Origin of the sequence: Glutamicibacter sp. AOP12-B1-11 (assembly GCF_052379245.1) — a bacterium.
Taxonomy (GTDB): Bacteria; Actinomycetota; Actinomycetes; order Actinomycetales; family Micrococcaceae; genus Glutamicibacter.
In genome coordinates this window covers 12,302-31,223 of record NZ_JBQSYL010000028.1, presented here as the reverse complement: position 1 = coordinate 31,223, position 18,922 = coordinate 12,302, and the positions used below count along the sequence as shown (strand labels likewise).

17 protein-coding genes and 2 riboswitches are annotated in these 18,922 nt (G+C 64.6%); of the genes, 10 read left to right on the top strand and 7 right to left on the bottom strand.

The window, feature by feature from the left end:
• Positions 1-31: 31 nt before the first annotated feature.
• A riboswitch (ZMP/ZTP riboswitch) is annotated at positions 32-119 on the bottom strand.
• Positions 120-197: 78 nt separating this feature from the next.
• From ACT3UQ_RS15630 to ACT3UQ_RS15615, 4 genes are all read left to right on the top strand, one after another.
• Entirely contained in the window at positions 198-1,418 is a 1,221-nt protein-coding gene (locus ACT3UQ_RS15630) for a flavin-containing monooxygenase (protein WP_444637490.1), read from the top strand.
• 61 nt (positions 1,419-1,479) lie between these two features.
• Positions 1,480-2,325 (top strand): formyltetrahydrofolate deformylase, encoded by an 846-nt coding sequence (gene purU / locus ACT3UQ_RS15625; protein WP_096289032.1) that lies wholly within the window; start codon positions 1,480-1,482, stop codon positions 2,323-2,325.
• 78 nt (positions 2,326-2,403) lie between these two features.
• Positions 2,404-2,925: a gamma carbonic anhydrase family protein gene (locus ACT3UQ_RS15620; protein WP_105570062.1), complete on the top strand. Its 522-nt coding sequence runs from the start codon at positions 2,404-2,406 to the stop codon at positions 2,923-2,925.
• Between the two features lie 42 nt (positions 2,926-2,967).
• Positions 2,968-4,026: a Gfo/Idh/MocA family protein gene (locus ACT3UQ_RS15615; RefSeq protein ID WP_444637489.1), complete on the top strand. Its 1,059-nt coding sequence runs from the start codon at positions 2,968-2,970 to the stop codon at positions 4,024-4,026.
• A gap of 96 nt (positions 4,027-4,122) precedes the next feature.
• Here the strand turns inward: ACT3UQ_RS15615 and ACT3UQ_RS15610 are convergent, their stop codons facing one another.
• From ACT3UQ_RS15610 to ACT3UQ_RS15590, 5 genes are all read right to left on the bottom strand, one after another.
• Positions 4,123-5,124 (bottom strand): bile acid:sodium symporter family protein, encoded by a 1,002-nt coding sequence (locus ACT3UQ_RS15610; RefSeq protein ID WP_444637488.1) that lies wholly within the window; start codon positions 5,122-5,124, stop codon positions 4,123-4,125.
• 67 nt (positions 5,125-5,191) lie between these two features.
• Positions 5,192-7,108, bottom strand: a complete 1,917-nt coding sequence (locus tag ACT3UQ_RS15605) for an HNH endonuclease signature motif containing protein (protein WP_444637487.1) — start codon at positions 7,106-7,108, stop codon at positions 5,192-5,194.
• 20 nt (positions 7,109-7,128) lie between these two features.
• Positions 7,129-8,349, bottom strand: coding sequence for a cystathionine gamma-synthase (locus ACT3UQ_RS15600; RefSeq protein ID WP_444637486.1), 1,221 nt, complete (start codon positions 8,347-8,349; stop codon positions 7,129-7,131).
• Positions 8,346-9,656 (bottom strand): O-acetylhomoserine aminocarboxypropyltransferase/cysteine synthase family protein, encoded by a 1,311-nt coding sequence (locus tag ACT3UQ_RS15595; RefSeq protein WP_444637485.1) that lies wholly within the window; start codon positions 9,654-9,656, stop codon positions 8,346-8,348. Before ACT3UQ_RS15595 ends, ACT3UQ_RS15600 begins: the two co-directional genes overlap by 4 nt.
• Before the next feature lie 120 nt (positions 9,657-9,776).
• Positions 9,777-9,867, bottom strand: a riboswitch (SAM riboswitch).
• Positions 9,868-10,105: 238 nt separating this feature from the next.
• On the bottom strand, positions 10,106-11,047 hold the full coding sequence (locus tag ACT3UQ_RS15590; protein ID WP_105554158.1) for a LysR family transcriptional regulator: 942 nt from the start codon (positions 11,045-11,047) through the stop codon (positions 10,106-10,108).
• A gap of 122 nt (positions 11,048-11,169) precedes the next feature.
• Here ACT3UQ_RS15590 and ACT3UQ_RS15585 point away from each other — a divergent pair, with 122 nt between their 5' ends.
• The 4 genes from ACT3UQ_RS15585 (at position 11,170) to ACT3UQ_RS15570 (ending at position 15,220) form a co-directional block, all read left to right on the top strand.
• The gene (locus tag ACT3UQ_RS15585) at positions 11,170-12,162 is read left to right on the top strand and encodes a DUF1852 domain-containing protein (RefSeq protein WP_444637484.1); all 993 of its coding nucleotides are present in this window, start codon (positions 11,170-11,172) and stop codon (positions 12,160-12,162) included.
• 17 nt (positions 12,163-12,179) lie between these two features.
• Positions 12,180-13,220, top strand: a complete 1,041-nt coding sequence (locus tag ACT3UQ_RS15580) for a methionine synthase (RefSeq protein WP_444637483.1) — start codon at positions 12,180-12,182, stop codon at positions 13,218-13,220.
• A gap of 297 nt (positions 13,221-13,517) precedes the next feature.
• Positions 13,518-14,090: a YdeI/OmpD-associated family protein gene (locus tag ACT3UQ_RS15575; RefSeq protein ID WP_105554160.1), complete on the top strand. Its 573-nt coding sequence runs from the start codon at positions 13,518-13,520 to the stop codon at positions 14,088-14,090.
• Between the two features lie 185 nt (positions 14,091-14,275).
• A complete protein-coding gene (locus tag ACT3UQ_RS15570; RefSeq protein ID WP_444637482.1) occupies positions 14,276-15,220 on the top strand; it encodes a hypothetical protein in 945 nt (314 codons plus the stop codon).
• A 106-nt stretch (positions 15,221-15,326) separates the two neighbouring features.
• Here the strand turns inward: ACT3UQ_RS15570 and ACT3UQ_RS15565 are convergent, their stop codons facing one another.
• Positions 15,327-15,536, bottom strand: coding sequence for a hypothetical protein (locus ACT3UQ_RS15565; protein ID WP_444637481.1), 210 nt, complete (start codon positions 15,534-15,536; stop codon positions 15,327-15,329).
• A 182-nt stretch (positions 15,537-15,718) separates the two neighbouring features.
• Between ACT3UQ_RS15565 and ACT3UQ_RS15560 the strand changes: the two genes are divergently transcribed.
• Positions 15,719-16,654, top strand: coding sequence for a 2-hydroxyacid dehydrogenase (locus tag ACT3UQ_RS15560; protein ID WP_146112490.1), 936 nt, complete (start codon positions 15,719-15,721; stop codon positions 16,652-16,654).
• A 62-nt stretch (positions 16,655-16,716) separates the two neighbouring features.
• Positions 16,717-18,249: a deoxyguanosinetriphosphate triphosphohydrolase family protein gene (locus ACT3UQ_RS15555; RefSeq protein WP_096289058.1), complete on the top strand. Its 1,533-nt coding sequence runs from the start codon at positions 16,717-16,719 to the stop codon at positions 18,247-18,249.
• Between the two features lie 21 nt (positions 18,250-18,270).
• Here ACT3UQ_RS15555 and ACT3UQ_RS15550 read toward each other — a convergent pair whose 3' ends face one another.
• The gene (locus ACT3UQ_RS15550) at positions 18,271-18,882 is read right to left on the bottom strand and encodes a maleylpyruvate isomerase family mycothiol-dependent enzyme (protein ID WP_096289060.1); all 612 of its coding nucleotides are present in this window, start codon (positions 18,880-18,882) and stop codon (positions 18,271-18,273) included.
• Positions 18,883-18,922: the final 40 nt, after the last annotated feature.

The following is an 18,922-nucleotide window of genomic DNA, read 5'->3' as shown; positions in this document are numbered from 1 at the left end:
GCAGCTGCTGCGCGGCTCACGATGCTGTTCGGTACCAGACCCAGGCGCGCGGTCCGTATTCACTGCAGGTTGCTCGCTCCCCGGTGGTTATCCACCTCACGCCAGTCACGATGCTTCTGCGCACAAGTCTAACGAACTTCGCGGTGCGCACACCGGTGGATGACGGGCGAAAAATGTGATTTCCTCGGCCGAAGGCTGTGCACCATGTAGCGGGTGCGACGGGAATGCGCACCGCTCCGGGATTGTTGTACCCGGTGAGCGCAACGTGGAGAAAGCAGGTTCGGGTGAGCTACCAGAGCATCGTGATCGGCGCCGGCCAGGCGGGGCTTTCGGCGGCCTATCAATTGCACCGGCGCGGACTGGTACCCGGCGAGGATTTCCTGGTGCTCGACGCGAACGAGCGCCCCGGCGGCGCGTGGCAGCACCGCTGGGACACCCTCACCCTGGGCAAGACGCACCGGATCCACCCGCTGCCGGACTTCCCCTTCGAAAATCAGGACCCCACGCGGCCAGCCTCCGCGGTGGTCTCCGACTACTATGCGCAGTTCGAAGCGCTGCATCGCTTGGCGGTGCGCCGGCCCGCGAAGGTAGCGGCGGTCAGCCACGACGGAACCTGGTTCAGCGTTCGGCTTTCCAGCGGCGAGGAGCTCGCGACGCGCACGCTGATCAACGCCAGCGGCACCTGGACCAACCCCTTCTGGCCGGTCTACCCCGGCAGCCAAGAATTCACCGGGCCGCAAGTGCACACCTCCGGATTTGTGGCGCCGGAGCAGTTTGCCGGGCAGCGGGTGCTGGTGGTCGGCGGCGGGGCGAGCGCCACCCAGTTCATCGTGCAGCTGCGGGCCGCCGGGATCGACACCCTCTGGTCCACCCGGCGCGCCCCGGACTGGCGGGAGGTGGGCAACGATCCCGAATGGGGCGTGGCCGTGGAGCGCGAGGTCAACGCGCGGACCGCCGCCGGGCTGCCGCCGAAATCCGTGGTCGGCACCACCGGGCTGATTCTCACCGAGGCGATGCGGGCGGGCATCGACTCCGGCGCGCTGATCTCCCGCGGGGCCATCTCCTCGCTGGGTGCACGGTCGGTGCGCTTTGCCGACGGCACGAGCGAAAAGATCGACGCGATCCTGTGGGCCACGGGGTTCCGCCATGCCCATCGGCACCTGCGCGGGCTGAAGCTGCACACCAGCGCCGGCGGGATCCGGGTGCTTGCCGATTCGGTGAGCGCGGCGGCGCTGCCGGGAATGTTCTTCGTCGGGTACGGCGCCTCGGCCTCCACGATCGGGGCGACCCGGGCCGGGCGGAAAGCCGCGGTGGCGGCGGTGCGCCGGCTGGCCGAGCTCGGGGTGGCGGCTGGTTCCGCGGACGCGAGCGAAGCGGGGGCCGAAAATCGCCCGCCGCAGATGACAACGGCCAGGTAAATATCGCGCTGGCAAGACGCCGGATTCGGCGCAGGGGGCTCCGGGAGGTTAACCTCGATCCATGAGCAACCAGTACATCGTGACCCTTTCCTGCCTGGACCGACCGGGCATCGTGCATGCAATTTCCGGCGGGCTGCTGGGCGCTGGTTGCAATATCACCGAGTCCCAGCAGTATGAATCGCCGGATTCGAACACCTTTTTCATGCGCATCGAGGTGGCCACCGAACAGTCCCTGGTCCAGGTGCGCGCGGCGCTCGCGCCGATCCGCGAGGAATTTGTGATGTCGCTGCGCGTGGACGACGCGGCCAAGCGCACCCGCACCATGATCATGTGCTCCAAGGCGGGGCACGCGCTCAACGACCTGCTCTTCGCCCAGCGCGCCGGAAATCTGGCCATCGAGGTGCCGGTGATCGTCTCCAACCACCTGGATCTGAAGCCGATGGCCGAGTTCTACGGGGTGGACTTCGTGCACCTGCCGGTGACCCCGGCGAACAAGTTCCAGGCCGAGGCGGAGCTGCTGGCCCTGGCCGATGAGTACGATATCGAACTGGTGGTGCTCGCCCGCTACATGCAGATCCTCTCCGACGCCTTGTGCGAGCGGATGGCCGGACGGGTCATCAACATCCACCACTCCTTCCTGCCCTCCTTCAAGGGGGCGAAGCCGTACCACCAGGCCCACGCCCGCGGGGTGAAGCTGATCGGCGCGACCGCGCACTATGTGACCGCGGATCTGGATGAGGGGCCGATTATCGACCAGGAAGTCACCCAGGTTTCCCATGCGCGCACCCCCGCCCAGCTGGTCGCGCTCGGGCGCAGCGTCGAGGGCCGCACGCTGACCCGTGCGGTGCAGTGGCACTCCGAGCACCGGGTGATGCTCGATGGGCAGCGCACCATCGTCTTCTCCTAGTTTCGCGGCAGTGCCCGGCGGCGCGCACCGCGCAGCGCTTCGCCGAGCCGGACCCCGGCTGCGGATAGGATGGGTGCCATGGCTCACATCATTACCATTGACGGCGTTACCCCTACCGTGGGCGCCGAAGTTTTCCTTGCCCCGACCGCGACGCTGAGCGCCGACGTGCACCTGGCAGATCGCGCCAGCGCCTTCTACGGTGTCTCGGTGCGCGGCGATTCGGCCCCGATCCGGGTGGGCACGGGCACCAATCTGCAGGACAACGTCGTATTGCATGCCGATGCGGGGTTCCCCTGCACGCTCGGGGACGCGGTATCCGTCGGCCACAGCGCGGTGGTGCACGGCGCCACCGTGGGCGATGGCTGTCTGGTCGGGATGAGCGCGACGATCATGAACGGCGCGGTCATCGGCGAGCAGTCGCTGGTGGCGGCCGGGGCCCTGGTGCTTGAGGGCACGCAGGTGCCGCCGCGCTCGCTGGTGGCCGGGGTTCCGGCGAAGGTGCGCCGCGAACTGACCGCGGAAGAGGTCGCCAGCCTGAACGTGAACGCCGAGCACTACCTGGTGCTCGCCGCCAAGCACCTGGCCGCCAACGGTTCCTGACCGCCCCGCCGATTCTCGACTCCCAGTACAAGGACACCGCCGATGACCTCGCATATCCGCACGCCGCCCACCGCACAGCCCTCGGCTCCGCCGGCCGCCGAGGCCACCGGACGGACGTTGAACTGGGGCGTGGTGTCCACCGGGCGGATCGTCTCCAAGGTGATCGGAGACCTGCAGGCTCTAGCCGACGCGCAAGTCTGCGCGGTGTCCTCGCGGAATACGGCCAAGGCGCGGGAATTCGCCGACAAGCACGGCATTGATCGGGCCTACGGGTCCTATCAGGAGCTGTTCGCGGACGAGCAGGTGGAGGTCGTCTACATCGCGACCCCGCATGGGCAGCATTATGAGATCGCCATGGCTGCGCTGGCGGCCGGCAAGCATGTGGTCTGCGAGAAGTCGCTGACCATCAACGCATCCGAGGCGCGCACGCTGGTGGAATTCGCGGCCGAACGTTCGCTGTTCCTGATGGAAGCGCTCTGGGCACGCTTCACTCCGGCATTCGCCCGGGCCCTGGCGATCCTCGCATCGGGGGAACTGGGCGAGGTCACCTGGGTGCAGGCGGATCTGGGGTTCCACGCCGCCTATGATCCGGCCTCGCGCCTCTTCGACCCGAAGGCCGGCGGCGGGGCCCTGCTGGATCTGGGCGTGTACCCGCTGACCTGGGCCATCGGCGCCCTCGGCTTCCCCGAGTCGGTGCACGCGGTAGCTCAGCTCAATCGGGACGGCGTGGATACGCAGACCGCGATGAACCTCTCATACGCCGGTGGCAAGCATGCCCAGTTGCTGCTGACGCTCAACGGGGGCGCCCCGCAGCAGGCGCGAGTCACCGGCACCGGCGGATGGCTGGCCACGAACGCGCCGCTGTACAACGCGAGCAAATTATTCATCCACCCCACCGATGGCCCGCCCCGCGTAGAAGAGTTCGAGGCGGTAGGCGAGAACTACGGATACGAATTCCGCGAGGCGACCCGCTGCATCCAGCAGGGGCTCACCCAGTCGCCCACGATGCCCTGGGAGCACTCGGTGAAAACCATGGAGCTCTTCGATACGATCCGCGAGTCTGCAGGGGTCGTCTACCCGAACGATCTGGTGACGCGCTGAGCTCCGGTCGCGTCAAAGCTCTGCGGCACAAAAGCGCCGGCCCCACGCTGAATTTCAACGTGAGGCCGGCGCTTTTTGCGTGGTGCAGCCGTGCGGCTAGTTGAGGGGCTGTTCCGCGGTGGCCAGCTGGTCATTTTTGGCGCTGCTGCGCCGCCAGTAGGCGGCAATGAGCGCGCCGGAGAGGTTGTGCCAGACGGAGAAGACCGCGCCGGGAAGCGCCGCCTCGGGGGTGAAGAAGTCCTTGGCCAGCCCCGAGGCGAGGCCGGAGTTCTGCATGCCGATCTCCACGGCCATGGTGCGGCGGCTCGCGATCGGCTGCTTGAACAGCTTCGCGGTGCCATAGCCCAGGGCGATGCCCCCGGCGTTGTGCAGGATCACCGCGAGCAGGATCAGCAGGCCCGCGCTGAAGATGGCCGCCGAGCTGCCAGCCACCACGATGACCACCACGAAGGTGATCGCGATGACCGAAACCCACGGCAGGGCCGGCAGCACCATGTTGACCAGGCGCGGCAGGATCGTGCGCAAGACGAGGCCCAGGACCACCGGAATGAGCACGATCTGCACAATGGACAGCGCCATGGTTCCCGCGGCCACCGGCAGGTATTGCCCGGCGAGCCACAGGGCCAGCAGCGGGGTGAAGATCGGCGCGAGCAGCGTCGAGACCGAGGTCATCGTCACCGAGAGGGCCACGTCGCCCTTGGCCAGGTAGGTGACCACATTCGAGGCGGTGCCGCCCGGGGCGCAACCGACCAGGATGACGCCGGCGGCCAGCGCCGGCGGCAGCGCCAACGCCATGGCGATGCCCAGGCCCAGCAGCGGCATGATGACGAATTGGGCGATGACTCCGAGGAGCACCGGCAGTGGCCTGCGCACCACGAGGGCAAAATCGGGCAAGGTGAGCGTGAGCCCCATGCCGAACATGATGACCATCAGCAGCGGATTGATCAGCTTGGAGAAGCCGGAGAAGGTTTCGGGGGTGAGCAGTGCGAGCGCGCCGCCGGCCAGCACCAGCAGCGGGAAGAGGGTGACCGCAACTTTGGCGCTGCGTTCCTCGCCGGCCTTTTCGGGCGCGGAGTGAACAGGAAGATCAGAAGACATGGGATAATCTTGGCAAATCGATCATCGTTGCGCCAATTGTGACGGCAATTCGATCAAGCGCAGGCGGTCAGGGATCGACGATTTCCACGTCCAGCTGCCCCGCGCGCCACAACCGCGTCATCCGCTGCGCCAGCTCCTCGGCTTCCAAGGCCTCCGAAGGCGTCATGAAAAACGTATTGACCCGCAGGCGCTGTTGTGGATCCAGCTCCTTGGAGAGCAGCACCATTGGCCGGCACCCCTTGATCTTCACCGCGTGGAACAATCCGCAGTGCCGCTCGATATGGTGCACCGAGCAGCCCAACTCCGAGGATTCCACATCCGTGGCTCCGCCCTTCTCCCAGGCGTCCAGATGATCCAGCTCGCACCGCTCGGCGGGCATGCTGCATCCAGGATAGGCGCACCCCCGATAGGCGGCGCGTATCGCCCGGCCCTGAGCCTTGGAAAACAACCGCTGGGTGCGTCCCAAGTCCAATGGCAGGCTCTTGCCGTTGAGCACCAACGGGTACACTCCCGCGTTGCATAACGCCGCCCGGGTTTCGCCTGCCGACAACTCGATGCCCGAGGAGGTTACGGCGAAATCCTTGCCGCGCTCGCGCATCTTCTCGTAGTCCAAGATGATGCTCACCTGCGGGGCGACCAGTCCCGGCCGCTTCCCCTTCGAACCACCCGAACCGGTGCGGTCGGCCATCAGCAGCGCCATGAAGCCGATCAGATACCGGCGTTCGGGCCGCAGCTCTTCCCACGGCGCCTGCGCCTCAGGGCCGGCACGGGCAAGATCTGGCGGGTCAACCGCGGAATCGGGAAGGTCCTCGGCATCGCGGCTCTGCGCCACCGGGGTCGAGAACCGCGGCGCATCGGTGCCCGGGAGCGCCGGCGCTGCAGGACAGCCGCCGGGCAGATCCGCTGGGCGGCTTTCGGCTTCCGCCGCCGGAGCCGCCGGTTCTTCATCCTGGGCTGCGCTGCCGCGCTCCACGGCGTTGCCTGGCTCGTCGTTTTCCGCGGGCTCGGTGGCGTCGTTGCCGGGCTCGGCATGCGCTGGGCGGTTTTCGACGTTCTCGGCATCCGCGTCGCCTTTGGCCCAGCCGGGCATCGAATCCGAGTCGTCCCACGAGCTGCCTGGCTCCCCGGTCAGCTCGGCATCCAAATCCTTCAACGCCTCCCGGTTGCCCGCGATCGTCTTCGGATTGTTCAGCGCCTGCTGGAACGCTTCGATCTGCGCCGCCTGCGCAGGCAGCACGCGCAGCAAGTACTCCACCAGCCCGTTGCGCACCCCGAGCTTGAAAAAGCCGATTTCCGCCAGCAGCGCCTTCATCGGCCGCTTCCCGGCCTTCACCTGCGCGACCAGATCCGCCACATGCTTGCGCGCGGTTTCCGGTTCGTTCTTGATAAAGCTCACCGCTTCGGCCTGCAGCCGCGCTTTGGCGGCCTCGCCCTCGGCTCCTTGGCCCAGATCGTTGCGGGCCGCGTGGATCTTCTTCGCCGTCCCCACGACCAGGCGCGGATCGGCGGCGGGATCGGCGAACTGCTCTGCCAGTTGCGGCAGCCAGGGGTCGAGGCGTTGCCCGGCTTCGTCGACCCCGGCGATCAGGCAATCGGCCTGCACCAGGCGTTCCCGCGCGGTGGTTGCGGGCACGCCCAGCCAGCCGTGCAGCAGCTCCGCGGTCGCCTTGAACTGCGTCCGGCCGGTGGTGGTCTGCCCGTGCAGTGCGTCGAGCTCTTCGGGTGCCGTCTGCGAGCCGGCGTCGGAAATCTTCTGGAGGGACTGCTGGTCCAGCTTGTGCGCTCCGCTGCGGCGCAGTGCGTCGGCCGCATGGATCTGCGCGTGGGCCACGGCCGCGGCGGCCCGCTCGGTGAGCCAGGCGAAGTAGGCGGCGTGCCCCGGGGCGGGCGTCTCGGCGGCGATGGCCTGCGTCGCGGCGGTCATCAGCGCCAGGCCCCGGGCCAGCTGGCCCAGGGCCTCTGCGGTGCTGCGGGAGTTGTCCATGGCCCCAGTGTGCGCGGCGGCTAAAGCTGCAGTGCGGGTTCCCTCGCCGGCTGTGGACAAGTGGTGCGTGCCGGGCCGGCGACGTTACGCGCGGCGGCCAACCCGAGGGAAAGATCCGCGATGAGGTCCTCGGGTTCCTCGATGCCCACCGAAAGGCGGACCAGGTTGGCCGGGATTTCCAGCTCGGTGCCGATCAGCGAGGCATGGGTCATTTCGCGCGGGTAGCAGACCAGGGATTCCACCCCGCCCAGGGAAACCGAGAGCTGGAAGTACTCCATGGATTCGGCGAAAGCGCGCGCGGCGGGTTCGTCGGTGAGCTGCAACGAGACGATGCCGCCAAAACCACGCTGCTGGCGCGCCGCAAGCTCATGGCCGGGATGGGATTCCAACCCGGGGTAATAGACCCGCGTCACCTCAGGCTGGTCATCAAGCCAGCGTGCCAGCTTAGCTGCGGAGGCGCAGTGGCGTTCCATGCGCAGTCCCAAGGTCTTCAGGCCGCGTGCGGCCAGGTAGGAATCCTGCGGGCCGGCCACCGCGCCGCCGGCGAATTGCTGGAAGCCGACGGCTTCGGCCAGCGGCTGGCCACGGAAGAGGTGATCGGCGACGATCACCGCCCCGCCGAGCACATCCGAGTGTCCCCCGATGTACTTGGTGGTGGAGTGGACCACCGCGTGGGCCCCGAAGTCCAAAGGCCGCTGCAGGTAGGGAGTGGCGAAGGTGTTGTCCACCACCAGCAGGGCGCCGTGCTCGCGGGCGATGTCCGCCCAGCCGGCAAGATCGGCGATGCCCAGCAGCGGGTTGGAGGGAGTCTCCACCCAAAGCAGCGCGGTGTTCGGGCGCACCGCTGCGCGCACCGAGTCCAGGTTGGTGATATCCACCGCGGAAGAGGTGATGCCCCATTTGCTGTGCAATTTGGAGATCAGCCGGTTGGTGCCGCCGTAGCCGTCGGCGCCCAGGATGATGTGGTCGCCCGGTTCAAGCACCGCACGCAGCAGCGCGTCTTCGGCGGCGATGCCCGAGGCGAAGGCGAACCCCGCGGCTCCGCCTTCCAGGGCGGTGAGCTGCGCTTCGAAGCCATCGCGGGTCGGGTTCGAGCCGCGGGAGTATTCGTGCCCGGAGCGCAAGACGTTGATTCCGTCCTGGATGAACGTGCTGGTTTGGTAGATCGGTGGGACCACGGCTCCGGTGTGCGGGTCTTTATGCTGGCCGGCGTGGACGGCGAGGGTGTTGAAGCCGCTCATGATGCTCCTTGGGTTTGCGGGGCCAGGGCCCGGTTTAGTGCGCTGTCCAGCGCTTGGGTGAGGTCGGCGAGCAGATCGGCGGGGTCTTCAAGCCCCACCGAAAGGCGCAGGGTGGAGGTGTTCAGGCCCGCGGCGAGAAGTTGCTCCGCGGAGAGCCGGCAGTGCGTCATGGTGGCCGGGTGGGCGACCATGGTGCGGGTATCGCCCACATTTGCGGCCAGGGAAATCAGCTGCAGCCCGTCGATCACCGGGGACACCAGCGAGGGGTGGGCCAGTTCGATGGCCAGCACGCAACCGGTGCCCTTGGGCGTGAGCTTTTTGGCCAGCTCGTGGCTCGGGTGGGCCGGCAGCGAAGGGTGGTGGATGGCCGCAATGCCCGGGTGATCTGCAAGTTCCTGGATCAGGGTGCTCACGCTGCGCTGCACGTGTGCGGCACGTACCGGCAAGGTTTCGATGCCGGTCAGAATGCCTTGGGCGCTGGCCGGGGCCAAGGCCGGCCCCAGGTCGTGCAGGAATTTGGAGCGGACCAGCATGGCGTAGGCGGCCGATCCGTGGCGTTCAAGCAGCGAGGCATTGTTCAGCCGCACTCGCGGGGCGGCGATTTGCGGCCAGCGGGTGGAATCCGAGAAATCGAACTTCCCCGAATCCACGACCACGCCGCCGAGCACCGAGCCGTGTCCGGCTAGTCCCTTGGTGGCCGAGTGCACCACAATGTCGGCGCCAAAATCCAGCGGGCGAATATTCAGCGGGGTGGCCAGCGTATTGTCGACGACCACCGGAATGTTGTGCTCGTGCCCGATCGCCGAGATGGCGGGCAGGTCCGCCACGGTGCACAGCGGGTTGGAGACGGACTCCAGGAAGAACGCCCGGGTGTCTTCTTCGATGGCCCCGGCCCAAGCTGCGGGGTCGGCCTGGTCGACAAAGCTGACCCGGATGCCGAAGTCGGCAAAGGTGTCGGTGAACAGGTCCACGGTGCCGCCGTACAGCGAGGAGGAAACCACGATGTGCTTAGGACCCTGGGTCAGGGCAAGCAGCGAGAGTGCAACGGCCGACTGCCCCGAGGCGGTGGCTACCGCTTGGGCTCCGCCTTCAAGGGCGGCCACCCGCTGTTCCAGGATGGCCACGGTGGGGTTGCCGGTGCGTGAATAAGTGAAGCCGGCCTGGCGCAACGCGAATTTTTCGATCGCTTCTGCGTGCGATTCGAACTGGTACGCTGCGCAATTGTGCAGTGGCGGCAGCATCGGGCGGAAATCTCCGCTCGGACGATACCCTGCATGGACCGCGTCGGTTCCTTGGCGTTGGCTCATAGCTCCTTCTCGTTTCTGATCCACGAGAGAGTGCACCGAACACCCGGCGTCGTACCGCCCCTCGGCCGCCCTGAGGCCACAACGGTACGAAGCATGGCGCCTTATGGCACGTTCGGAACTGCTCCATCGTTCCTGGCATTAGCACCTTTCGGTTTCCCGATGGTTGCTGCGACGTCTACGAGCCAGATCTCTCGGTCGCTCTTGATGGGTTGTTGTTCTTCCATGGTTGGACATCGGCATCCGGCGGCGCAAACGACGCCCACGCCCGCGCTTCATACAGGGGCACCTGGCTTCACATCCCGCGCCAGTCCCGTAATGGGGCCCGGCCCGCAGTCCCTTTGTGACGCGCGGCAACCGCCAGAATCCTTGAAGAACCAGGGTTTTGCGCAACTATTATGTCGCCGACGGTCCGCCAAATGACACGGTGTTACGTCTTGGGGGCCGGGGATTCAGTCCAGGACCTCAACTCCGAAGCTTGAGACGACCGAGCGCACCTCGTCCAGATAGCGCCGCGCTTGCTCGGTCAGCGGAATCGCTGCATGGTCGATCCAGCCGATCTCGATGCGCTCATCGACATCCAGCGGGATGGCGACGATGGACGGGTCCAGCTCGTCGCTGATGATGCCCGTGGAGATGGTGTACCCGCCCAGGCCGATCATCAGGTTGAAGATGGTCGCGCGGTCCGAAACCTGGATTTCGCGCTTGCTGGAGCTGGTGGAGAGCACTTCCTCGGCGAAGTAGAACGAGTTGTTCGCACCCTGGTCGAAGGTCAAGCGCGGCAGGTCTTCGAGGTCCTCGAGCGTCACCCGCGCCCGGGAGGCCAGCGGGTTGCTGCGCGAAATGAAGATGTGCGGATCGGCGAGGAACAGGGGGTGGAATACGAGCCGGGACTCGCGCAGCAGCTTGTCGATGACCTTCCGGTTGAAGTCGTTGCGATAGAGGATGCCGATGTCGCTGCGCAGGGTGCGCACGTCCTCGATGATCTGTTCGGTGCGGGTCTCGCGCAGCGAGAATTGATATTCCTCGGCCCCGCTGGCCTGAACCATCCTGACAAAGGCATCCACCGAGAAGGAATAGTGCTGCGTGGAGACGCCGAGCAGGCGACGGACCGAGGGACGCCCGAGGTAGCGATGCTCAAGCAGCTCCACCTGCTCCAGAACCTGCCGGGCATAACCAAGGAATTCTGCTCCCTCGGCGGTGAGCGTCACTCCCCTGGCCGAGCGGACCAGCAAGGTGCGTCCCACGCGGGCTTCGAGCTCCTTCATCGCCGCCGACATGCTCGGCTGTGCGACGTAAATTAGGTCAGCCGCCGCGGAGATCGACCCCTCGCTGGCGACCGCAATGAAATAGCGCAACTGCTGCAGTGTCAAACCACTCGTCCCCTGAACCATAGTGCGAGTCTATACGAATCCATAGTTATATCGAGTTACCTGATATCCTCGATCTCACTGCATGATGGACGCATCGACTTACTTTCGGCCGGCCCAGGCCACTGAGCACCAGATAGGCCACCATGGCAGACGCGTTCACCTTCAGCATCAGCACCACCAAATTCGACGAAGACTACACCCCCTGTGCGAGCTCACGAGTCACGACAAACTTCGCCAACCTGGCCCGCGGGGAAAACCGCCAGGAGAACCTGCGCAACGCTCTGACGATGATCAACCGCCGCTTTAATTCCCTGGCTCACTGGGACAATCCTCAGGGCGATCGTTATGAACTCGAGCTGGAGATCATCTCCGCCAATGTGCACTTCGACTCGGCGAACGCAGCGGAGCAGTTCCCGCTGCTTGAAGTCTTAGACACCACCATCGTGGACCGAGCCACCAGCACCCGCAGCCACGGCATGCTGGGCAATAATTTCTCTTCCTATGTGCGCGATTACGACTTCAGCGTGGTGCTTCCGGCGGCCGGCAACGGCTCCGGTGCCCCTAAATTGCCTGAAGATTTTGGCGAACTTCATGGCCAGCTCTTCCAGCACTTCCTGGATTCGCAGGCTTATCGTCAGCGCTTTGCGCAACTACCCGTGGTCTGCATCAGCGTCTCCACTTCCAAAACCTACTACCGCACGGGCAACAGCCACCCGGTCCTCGGCTTGGAATACCAGCAGGATGAGAACTCCCTGACCGATGCGTACTTCGGCAAGATGGGGCTGCGCGTGCGCTATTTCATGCCACCGGGCGCCGTCGCTCCGCTGGCGTTCTACTTCCGTGGCGACTTGCTCAACGATTACACCAATCTGCAGCTGATCAGCACCATCGCCACCATGGAGACCTTCCAGAAGATCTACCGCCCCGAGATTTACAACGCAAACTCCGCTGCACCGGCCGTCTATCGCCCAAGCTTGGGGGCACAGGATTTCGCCCCGACCAGGATCTCCTACGACCGCGAAGAGCGCACCCGGCTCGGCGCAGTGCAGGGCAAGTACACCGCGGAGCACTTCATCACCCCGAACCGCGAATTGCTGGACCAGTGGGCCGCCACTTGCCCCGCTCCCGTCGCCTGAGAACCGAAAGACACACGATGACATCAAAGCTACTTCCCACCTCTATTGTAGGCAGCCTGCCCAAGCCTTCCTGGCTGGCGAAGCCCGAAACCCTCTGGTCTGATTGGAAGCTGGAAGGCGCGCAGCTGCGCGAAGGCAAGCAGGACGCCATGCGCGCAACGGTGCTGGAGCAGACCCGGCGCGGCATCGACATCATCAGCGACGGCGAGCAGACCCGCCAGCACTTCGTCACCACCTTCATCGAGCACCTGACCGGGGTCGATTTTGAAAAGCGCGAAACGGTGCGCATCCGCAACCGCTACGACGCGAGCGTGCCGACCGTGGTCGGTGCGGTGCGGCGTGAGAAGCCGGTGTTCGTTGAGGACGCGAAGTTCCTGCGCTCGTGCACCGACCGCCAGATCAAGTGGACCCTTCCCGGCCCGATGACCATGGTCGACACGCTGTATGACGCGCACTACCGAAGCCGCGAGAAACTGGCCTGGGAGTTCGCGACCATCCTCAACCAGGAGGCCAGAGAACTCGAAGCAGCCGGGGTGGACATCATCCAATTCGACGAACCGGCGTTCAACGTGTTCTTCGACGAGGTCGCGGACTGGGGCGTCGCCGCGCTGGAGCGCGCCTGCCAGGGGCTGAAAGCTGAGACCGTGGCGCACATCTGCTTCGGCTACGGGATCAAGGCGAACAACGATTGGAAGGCAACTCTCGGCGCCCAGTGGCGCCACTACGAGAAGTCTTTCCCACTGCTGCAGGCCTCCTCCATCAACACCATCTCCCTGGAGTCCCACCACTCCAATGTCCCGCTCGAGGTCGTTGAGCTGGTGCGCGGCAAAAAGGTCATGCTCGGCGCCATCGATGTGGCCAGTGAAACGGTGGAAACCCCCGAAGAGGTCGCGCAGACGCTGCGCAATGCACTTGAATTCGTCGACGCGGACAAGCTGGTGCCCAGCACGAACTGCGGCATGGCACCGTTCCCCCGCGACGTCTCACTGGCCAAGCTGAGCGCGCTCAGCGCAGGAGCCGGCATCCTGCGCGAGGAGCTGGTTGCCGCACGCGTCTGAGCTGGCGACGGCCAATTCACGGATCGGGTTAAAGGTGCATGCTGGGTCTCAGCGCCCGGCTGCGGAAGGTCCTAGCAAAGTTCTTGCATGAAGGCCGAAAACCCATCAGCCCCGGCACCAGCCGGAGGCTGATGGGTCTCGCCGTTCCAGAGCCGGGAAATAGGGCCAATCTCTGACCCGCGTGCCGGCCACCACTGGACGGAAACAATCACCATTGCAGGGACCGGTCCAGAGCAATTGTCCTGGCGCCGGATGCATCCCTAGCGGCAATCAGCAACTAGGGGCAGGATAGATGGCATGGATCCTGACGATGCTTTGATTCTTCCCGACGTTGCCGCATGGCGGGCATGGCTCGATGAGCACGAAGAGACCAGCGACGGCGTATGGCTGGTTGTAGCGAAGAAAGGGACTACCACTCCGACTTCGCTGACTGTCACCCAAGCCCTGCCCGAGGCGCTATGCAGCGGATGGATTGATGCCATTCGTCGCAAGCGCGATGAGACGACTTTCCTCCAGCGCTACACCCCTCGGCGCAAGGCCTCTGTCTGGTCGGAGAAGAATACTGGATATGCCCAGGAGCTGATCGACCAAGGCCGCATGCGCCCGCGAGGGTATGCGGAGATCCAAAAGGCGAAGGACGATGGACGGTGGGAACGCGCGTACCAAGGCCAAGCCACCGCCCAGGTGCCGCAAGATCTCCAAGATGCGCTGGACCGCGCCCCGCTTGCTGCCAAGAATTTCGCCGCGTTGAAGTCCCAGCCGCGCTATCACATCCTGCACCAGCTGATGATTGCCCGGACCGAGAAGACCCGGAGCGCGCGGCTTGCCAAGTTCCTGGCCGAGCTGGAAGCCACCGACACCGAAGGCTGAGGGGCCAGCTCCCTGTCCACGATGCGCAAAACGGTCAACGATGCTACTTAGTGCGGTTCCGCCGCCTAGGCTGATTCTCCGGGTTCTCAAGTAATCGAGCCGAGGCGTCCTTGAGCGAACGGCGTTAGTCCCAACTGTCGGTAGGACATGTCAGCATTTAGTAAACCGCGATCGAAGGATATCAATTGGACTCTCAGCTTCCTCTGCGAATACTTGAAGCCGTTGGACTGCTGCACCGCTTGGGCTACTACGGTCTGCGTGTTTTGCCCGGAATGAATGCCTCAGGTACGGCCTGGCGGATTGTTATTTTCAACGTCACGGAATGGAACCTCGAGGATGAGTTCGGCGACCCCTATAACGCCGAAGAGCGTTGCCTCTACTCCACCTCTGGCCAGAACGTCTTCAACAATGACATCCAATTTCCCGAAGATGTCGGCCATGTGAGCGTTGCGGAAGCAATTCTTGAGGCGATGCCGTCACTCCAGCGCAGTACCGGCAAGGAGAATGGAAACAAGCAATATACCGACTGGTACGCGATGCTTTTGTCCCAAGTTCATAGCCTGGCTGATCTCCCCGTTGCCTACGCCGACTACTTCGACGATTCACTCGGCTGGGAGCTGGGGTGGTGCAGCAGGCACCGTGTGCCAGCGCCGCCGAAGCACCTGCCTGCACCCACGCTCAGCAAACGCGCTGACAGCGACGAGCACTACGTGCTCGAGCTCTGCGACCAGGTGCTGGCGGCAAAGCGGACAGGCCAGCAAACGTTCCCTTGGCTCGTCGGCGATCCGTCGGCCAAGAATGGAAAAGTCAAGCCGCTACCGGTGGACGGTTACTGGGCTGAACTAGGAGTCGTCGTGGAATATCACGAAAGGCAGCACACCGAATCCGTGCCGTTCTTCGACGACAAAATCACGGCGAGCGGACGACGACGCGGCGAACAGCGCAGAATCTACGATGCCCGCAAAGCAGAACTTATTCCGGAGCACGACTTGAAGCTTGTCATCATTGATTTCACGGACTTCGGCAACAAGCGCGGCAAGATCGTTCGAAAGCCTGCTGAAGATTTGAGAATCGTCGAATCGATACTCGCGCAGGTTATGGAAGATTCCGCACGGAGTATCCCAAGATAAGGATCGCTGAACTACCAACGGTACCTATCGGAACTACAAGGCCAGGACGACACATCCGGATCTTCCGCAACGCCTTGGCCCCGAGGTGCCAACACGGCCGGCGATGCTATTTAGTGCGGATTGCTTCGGTGATGGTGGTTCCCACGTACAGCACGGCACCGGAGAGCAGCAGCAGCCCGCCGCTGATTCCGCCGCCCAGAATGAGGCTGGCGAGACCAAGAACCATCACCGTGCATCCCAAATACATGAAGATCGACGAGCTGGTATTCGCCTGGGACTTGTTGGATGTTTTCACGTATTCTTCCGGCTGCGACATGCCTAAACTCTAACATCTTGATAATCAGCAGAACATCATGAAGCACCTGATTCGCCTAATCAGCGTGCGCTTCACACAAGGACAAGGCACTTGCACGGTTTGGCAAAGATGCGCAGAATAAGCTCCGAGGCTCGCACCAAAAAACATATGTCGCCGGTGTGACCAGTTCGGGAGGAAACCCTTTGACTTTACGAGTGCTTGTGCCCAATGGCCGGCTGGCAATGAAACTGGATCTGCCTGGCATCACTCCGATCTACTGGCACCTCAACGACTCGGACGAAGCAGCGCCGGAAGCAGATATGTTGATTACCGAGCGTCCGCTGCAAGTCGAGCGGCGAGCACGGGTTGCGCAGATTCCAGGACTGCGCCACGTGCACCTGCTCTCCCTTGGCTACGAATGGATCCTAGAGCATCTGGCTCCCGGCGTCAGCTTGAGCAATTCCCGCGGGGCGGTGGAAGACGCCACCGCCGAGCACACGCTGGCTTTGGTTCTGGCTTCGCTGCGCGAGCTTCCCGCGGCAGGAGCTCAACAGCTCAAGCGGGATTGGAATCCGCTCTGGGGCGGCACGCTCCATGGAGCCACCGTCTTGCTGTTGGGATTCGGCGGAGTCGGACAGGAAATCTACCAACGCCTGCTGCCCTTCAAACCCAAGGAGGTGTTCGCGGTGGCCAGCCGTGCTCGGCAGCTGGCAAATGGCACTCCGGTCCATGGGATCGATGAGCTGCCAGAGCTTTTGCCTCAGGCACAGGTCGTGATCGTGGCCCTGCCCGATGCCCCGTCGACACGCGGACTCGTCGATGCCGGGTTCTTGGCCCAAATGCCGGATCAGGCCCTGCTGGTAAATGTGGGACGCGGACCGGTTCTCGACTCCGACGCGCTGCTTGCCGAATTGCAGTCCGAGCGGCTGCACGCGGCATTGGATGTCACCGATCCCGAACCGCTGCCCGTTGCCCACCCCTTGTGGTCGGCCCCGAACTGCTTGATCACCCCGCATATTGCCGGAAATACCCTGATGTTCATCGACTTGGCCATGAACCTGGCCGTTGAACAGGCCCAACGCCTCGCCGCGGGAGACGATCCGCTGCATGTGGTCCGCGGCGCACTGCAGGAGAATTAGCCTCACCAATTTTCTCTCCTTGCCTGCTCCCCGGGTTCCGATCGCCTAGGCTGGTTCCTACGATGGATATCAGGCAGAAAACCCATGACACCGGCGGCCGGGAACGCGCGATCGACGAGGCTAACCGTACAGGTGAGGACGAGTTCCGCATCGATATCGAGCGCATTCGATTCTCCCCGTACTTCTCGCGCCTCTCGGCGGTGACCCAGGTGATTCCGCAGGCGGGTTCGGGCACCACCGTGCACAACCGGTTGACGCACTCCTTGAAGGTCTCCGCGGTGGCCCGCACCATCGCGATCCGCTTGCGCACCGCAGATGAGCCAACCCGAAAACTCGTCGCCGAGCTCGGCGGCTGCGACCCCGTGGTCGTGCAGGCGGCGGCCGCGGCCCACGATTTGGGCCACCCGCCATTCGGGCATTTGGGTGAGCAGGAATTGGATCGTGTTGCCCGCAATACCTTGGGGTTGCCCGACGGCTTCGAAGGCAACGCGCAGACCTTCCGCATCCTCACCGCGCTGGATAGCTGCGATGCCACACCACGCGGGATGAATCTGACCCGTGCCGTACGCGGCGCGGTGCTGAAATACCCGTGGACTCGCAACGAATGGCGCACTATGGCTCCGCTCGCCCCGGAAATGCTGCCCCGCGGGGTGGGGACCGACCCGGCGGCGGGAGCCTTGAAGTACTCCGCCTACGACATCGAGGCCGCCGAAATGCGCGATGTGCTCTCGGTGTTCCCCGCCATCGGCAAATTCCAGCAGACCCTGGAAAGCTCCGTGATGGATATCGCCGACGATATCGCCTACGCGGTCCACGACCTCGACGATTTCTACCGTGCAGGGATCTTGCAGTACACCACCGTTTCGGCCGAGTTCCGTGCCTGGCTCGATCAAACGGCGCAGCTAGCTGCCATGCGCCAGGCCGATCTCGACCTGCGCAAGCCGGGCCACGCCTTGGAATCCACCTGGCGGCGCGCCTTTGCAAAGGACCCGTGGATCGCCGACGCGGAGGCCTTCCGCGCCTCGGTGCAACGCGTGGGCCATGACCTGGTCGAGGGGCTGCTGGCGGTTCCTTATGACGGTGGCCTGGAGGCGGATCGGGCGGTCACCGCTTTCACCCGGCGCTGGATCGACCGGCTGCAGGAATCCGTCACGGTGGAACGCAATCCGACGATCCGCAGCGGACACGTCCGCCTCACCAAGGAGGCCTGGCACGATGTGGGCGTGCTGAAGTTCGTGCACTCGCGCTTTGTGCTGGACCGCTCGGATTTGGCCGTGTACCAGCGTGGCCAGACGCGCATCGTCAGGTCCTTGGCCGAGGGCTTCCATAGTTGGCTCAACGACGCGGAGGATGCGGCGCGTGCCCCGCGCCGGCTGCTTGATTCGGTGGAAGCCGCTACCGACGAATACCGTCAATTGCGCGCGCACTCCCCCGAGCTTTTCTTGCAGGCCGGACCGGATGAGGTGCAGCGTTTGGGCCAGGCCCGAGCGATCGTGGATTACATTGCCTCGTTCACTGATGCCCAGGCGGTCTCGCTGAATGCCTTGCTGGCAGGTACGGCGGATAACCTCTGGGAGGCCGGGCGCGGGCTGTAGCTCGCCGAAGCCATTGCCCGACTAAAGCAACTCGATGCCGGGTCCGGAGAGGCTGCCCTCGCGCGCCTCGCGGGCGGTGGCGATCATCAGCAGCTCTAGCGCCGGGCCGCGGACTTCGGGTCCGGTGCCAAAGATGACACCCGCATCTTCGGCCACGAGGCTGACGCGTTGGGCCAGTTCCTTCGCGCCGCCAAAGGACTGGCTCGTCCGGGTCTGGTAGCGAATAGCCGCGGTGACGGCCTGCGCCGGATAGCTGCGGGTGATCCCCAAGGGCCTGCGGATATCTTCGCCATGGGCGACTTCTTCGACGAGTCGGCTGGCGAGCGGAGCCGGCGGCCCGCTCTTGCGCACAGCTACTTCGCGCAGCCGCTGCAAGGTCAGTTGCGGAGTCGCGCCCTTTTCGGCGGCGACTCCATTTGAGTTTTGCCGGTCGAAATCAAAGCGCGCCCGGAGCATGGCGAGCAGCAGCCCAGGGGTGGTGGTGCGCGCGTTGTTCACGAGATGAGCGGCGACGTCGTGAACCGTCCACCCCGAGCACATCGATGGACGCTCCCACTGCTCCGGGCTCAGGACGGACAGGTCATCGATCAGTGCCTTGCGTTCGGCATGTACTAGTTCCCAGACTTCTTGCATAGGTAGAGTCTGGCAGTTGGAGCCACGCGAAACAACACGC

Excerpts from the sequence above, each read along its gene's own strand:
- ACT3UQ_RS15615 (WP_444637489.1), top strand. The coding sequence starts at position 2,968 with ATGACCTCGCATATCCGCACGCCGCCCACCGCACAGCCCTCGGCTCCG.
- ACT3UQ_RS15550 (WP_096289060.1), bottom strand. The coding sequence starts at position 18,882 with ATGCAAGAAGTCTGGGAACTAGTACATGCCGAACGCAAGGCACTGATC.
- ACT3UQ_RS15600 (WP_444637486.1), bottom strand. The coding sequence starts at position 8,349 with ATGAGCGGCTTCAACACCCTCGCCGTCCACGCCGGCCAGCATAAAGAC.
- ACT3UQ_RS15605 (WP_444637487.1), bottom strand. The coding sequence starts at position 7,108 with ATGGACAACTCCCGCAGCACCGCAGAGGCCCTGGGCCAGCTGGCCCGG.
- ACT3UQ_RS15585 (WP_444637484.1), top strand. The coding sequence starts at position 11,170 with ATGGCAGACGCGTTCACCTTCAGCATCAGCACCACCAAATTCGACGAA.
- ACT3UQ_RS15595 (WP_444637485.1), bottom strand. The coding sequence starts at position 9,656 with ATGAGCCAACGCCAAGGAACCGACGCGGTCCATGCAGGGTATCGTCCG.
- ACT3UQ_RS15565 (WP_444637481.1), bottom strand. The coding sequence starts at position 15,536 with ATGTCGCAGCCGGAAGAATACGTGAAAACATCCAACAAGTCCCAGGCG.
- purU (WP_096289032.1), top strand. The coding sequence starts at position 1,480 with ATGAGCAACCAGTACATCGTGACCCTTTCCTGCCTGGACCGACCGGGC.
- ACT3UQ_RS15555 (WP_096289058.1), top strand. The coding sequence starts at position 16,717 with ATGGATATCAGGCAGAAAACCCATGACACCGGCGGCCGGGAACGCGCG.
- ACT3UQ_RS15590 (WP_105554158.1), bottom strand. The coding sequence starts at position 11,047 with ATGGTTCAGGGGACGAGTGGTTTGACACTGCAGCAGTTGCGCTATTTC.
- ACT3UQ_RS15580 (WP_444637483.1), top strand. The coding sequence starts at position 12,180 with ATGACATCAAAGCTACTTCCCACCTCTATTGTAGGCAGCCTGCCCAAG.
- ACT3UQ_RS15575 (WP_105554160.1), top strand. The coding sequence starts at position 13,518 with ATGGATCCTGACGATGCTTTGATTCTTCCCGACGTTGCCGCATGGCGG.
- ACT3UQ_RS15610 (WP_444637488.1), bottom strand. The coding sequence starts at position 5,124 with ATGTCTTCTGATCTTCCTGTTCACTCCGCGCCCGAAAAGGCCGGCGAG.
- ACT3UQ_RS15620 (WP_105570062.1), top strand. The coding sequence starts at position 2,404 with ATGGCTCACATCATTACCATTGACGGCGTTACCCCTACCGTGGGCGCC.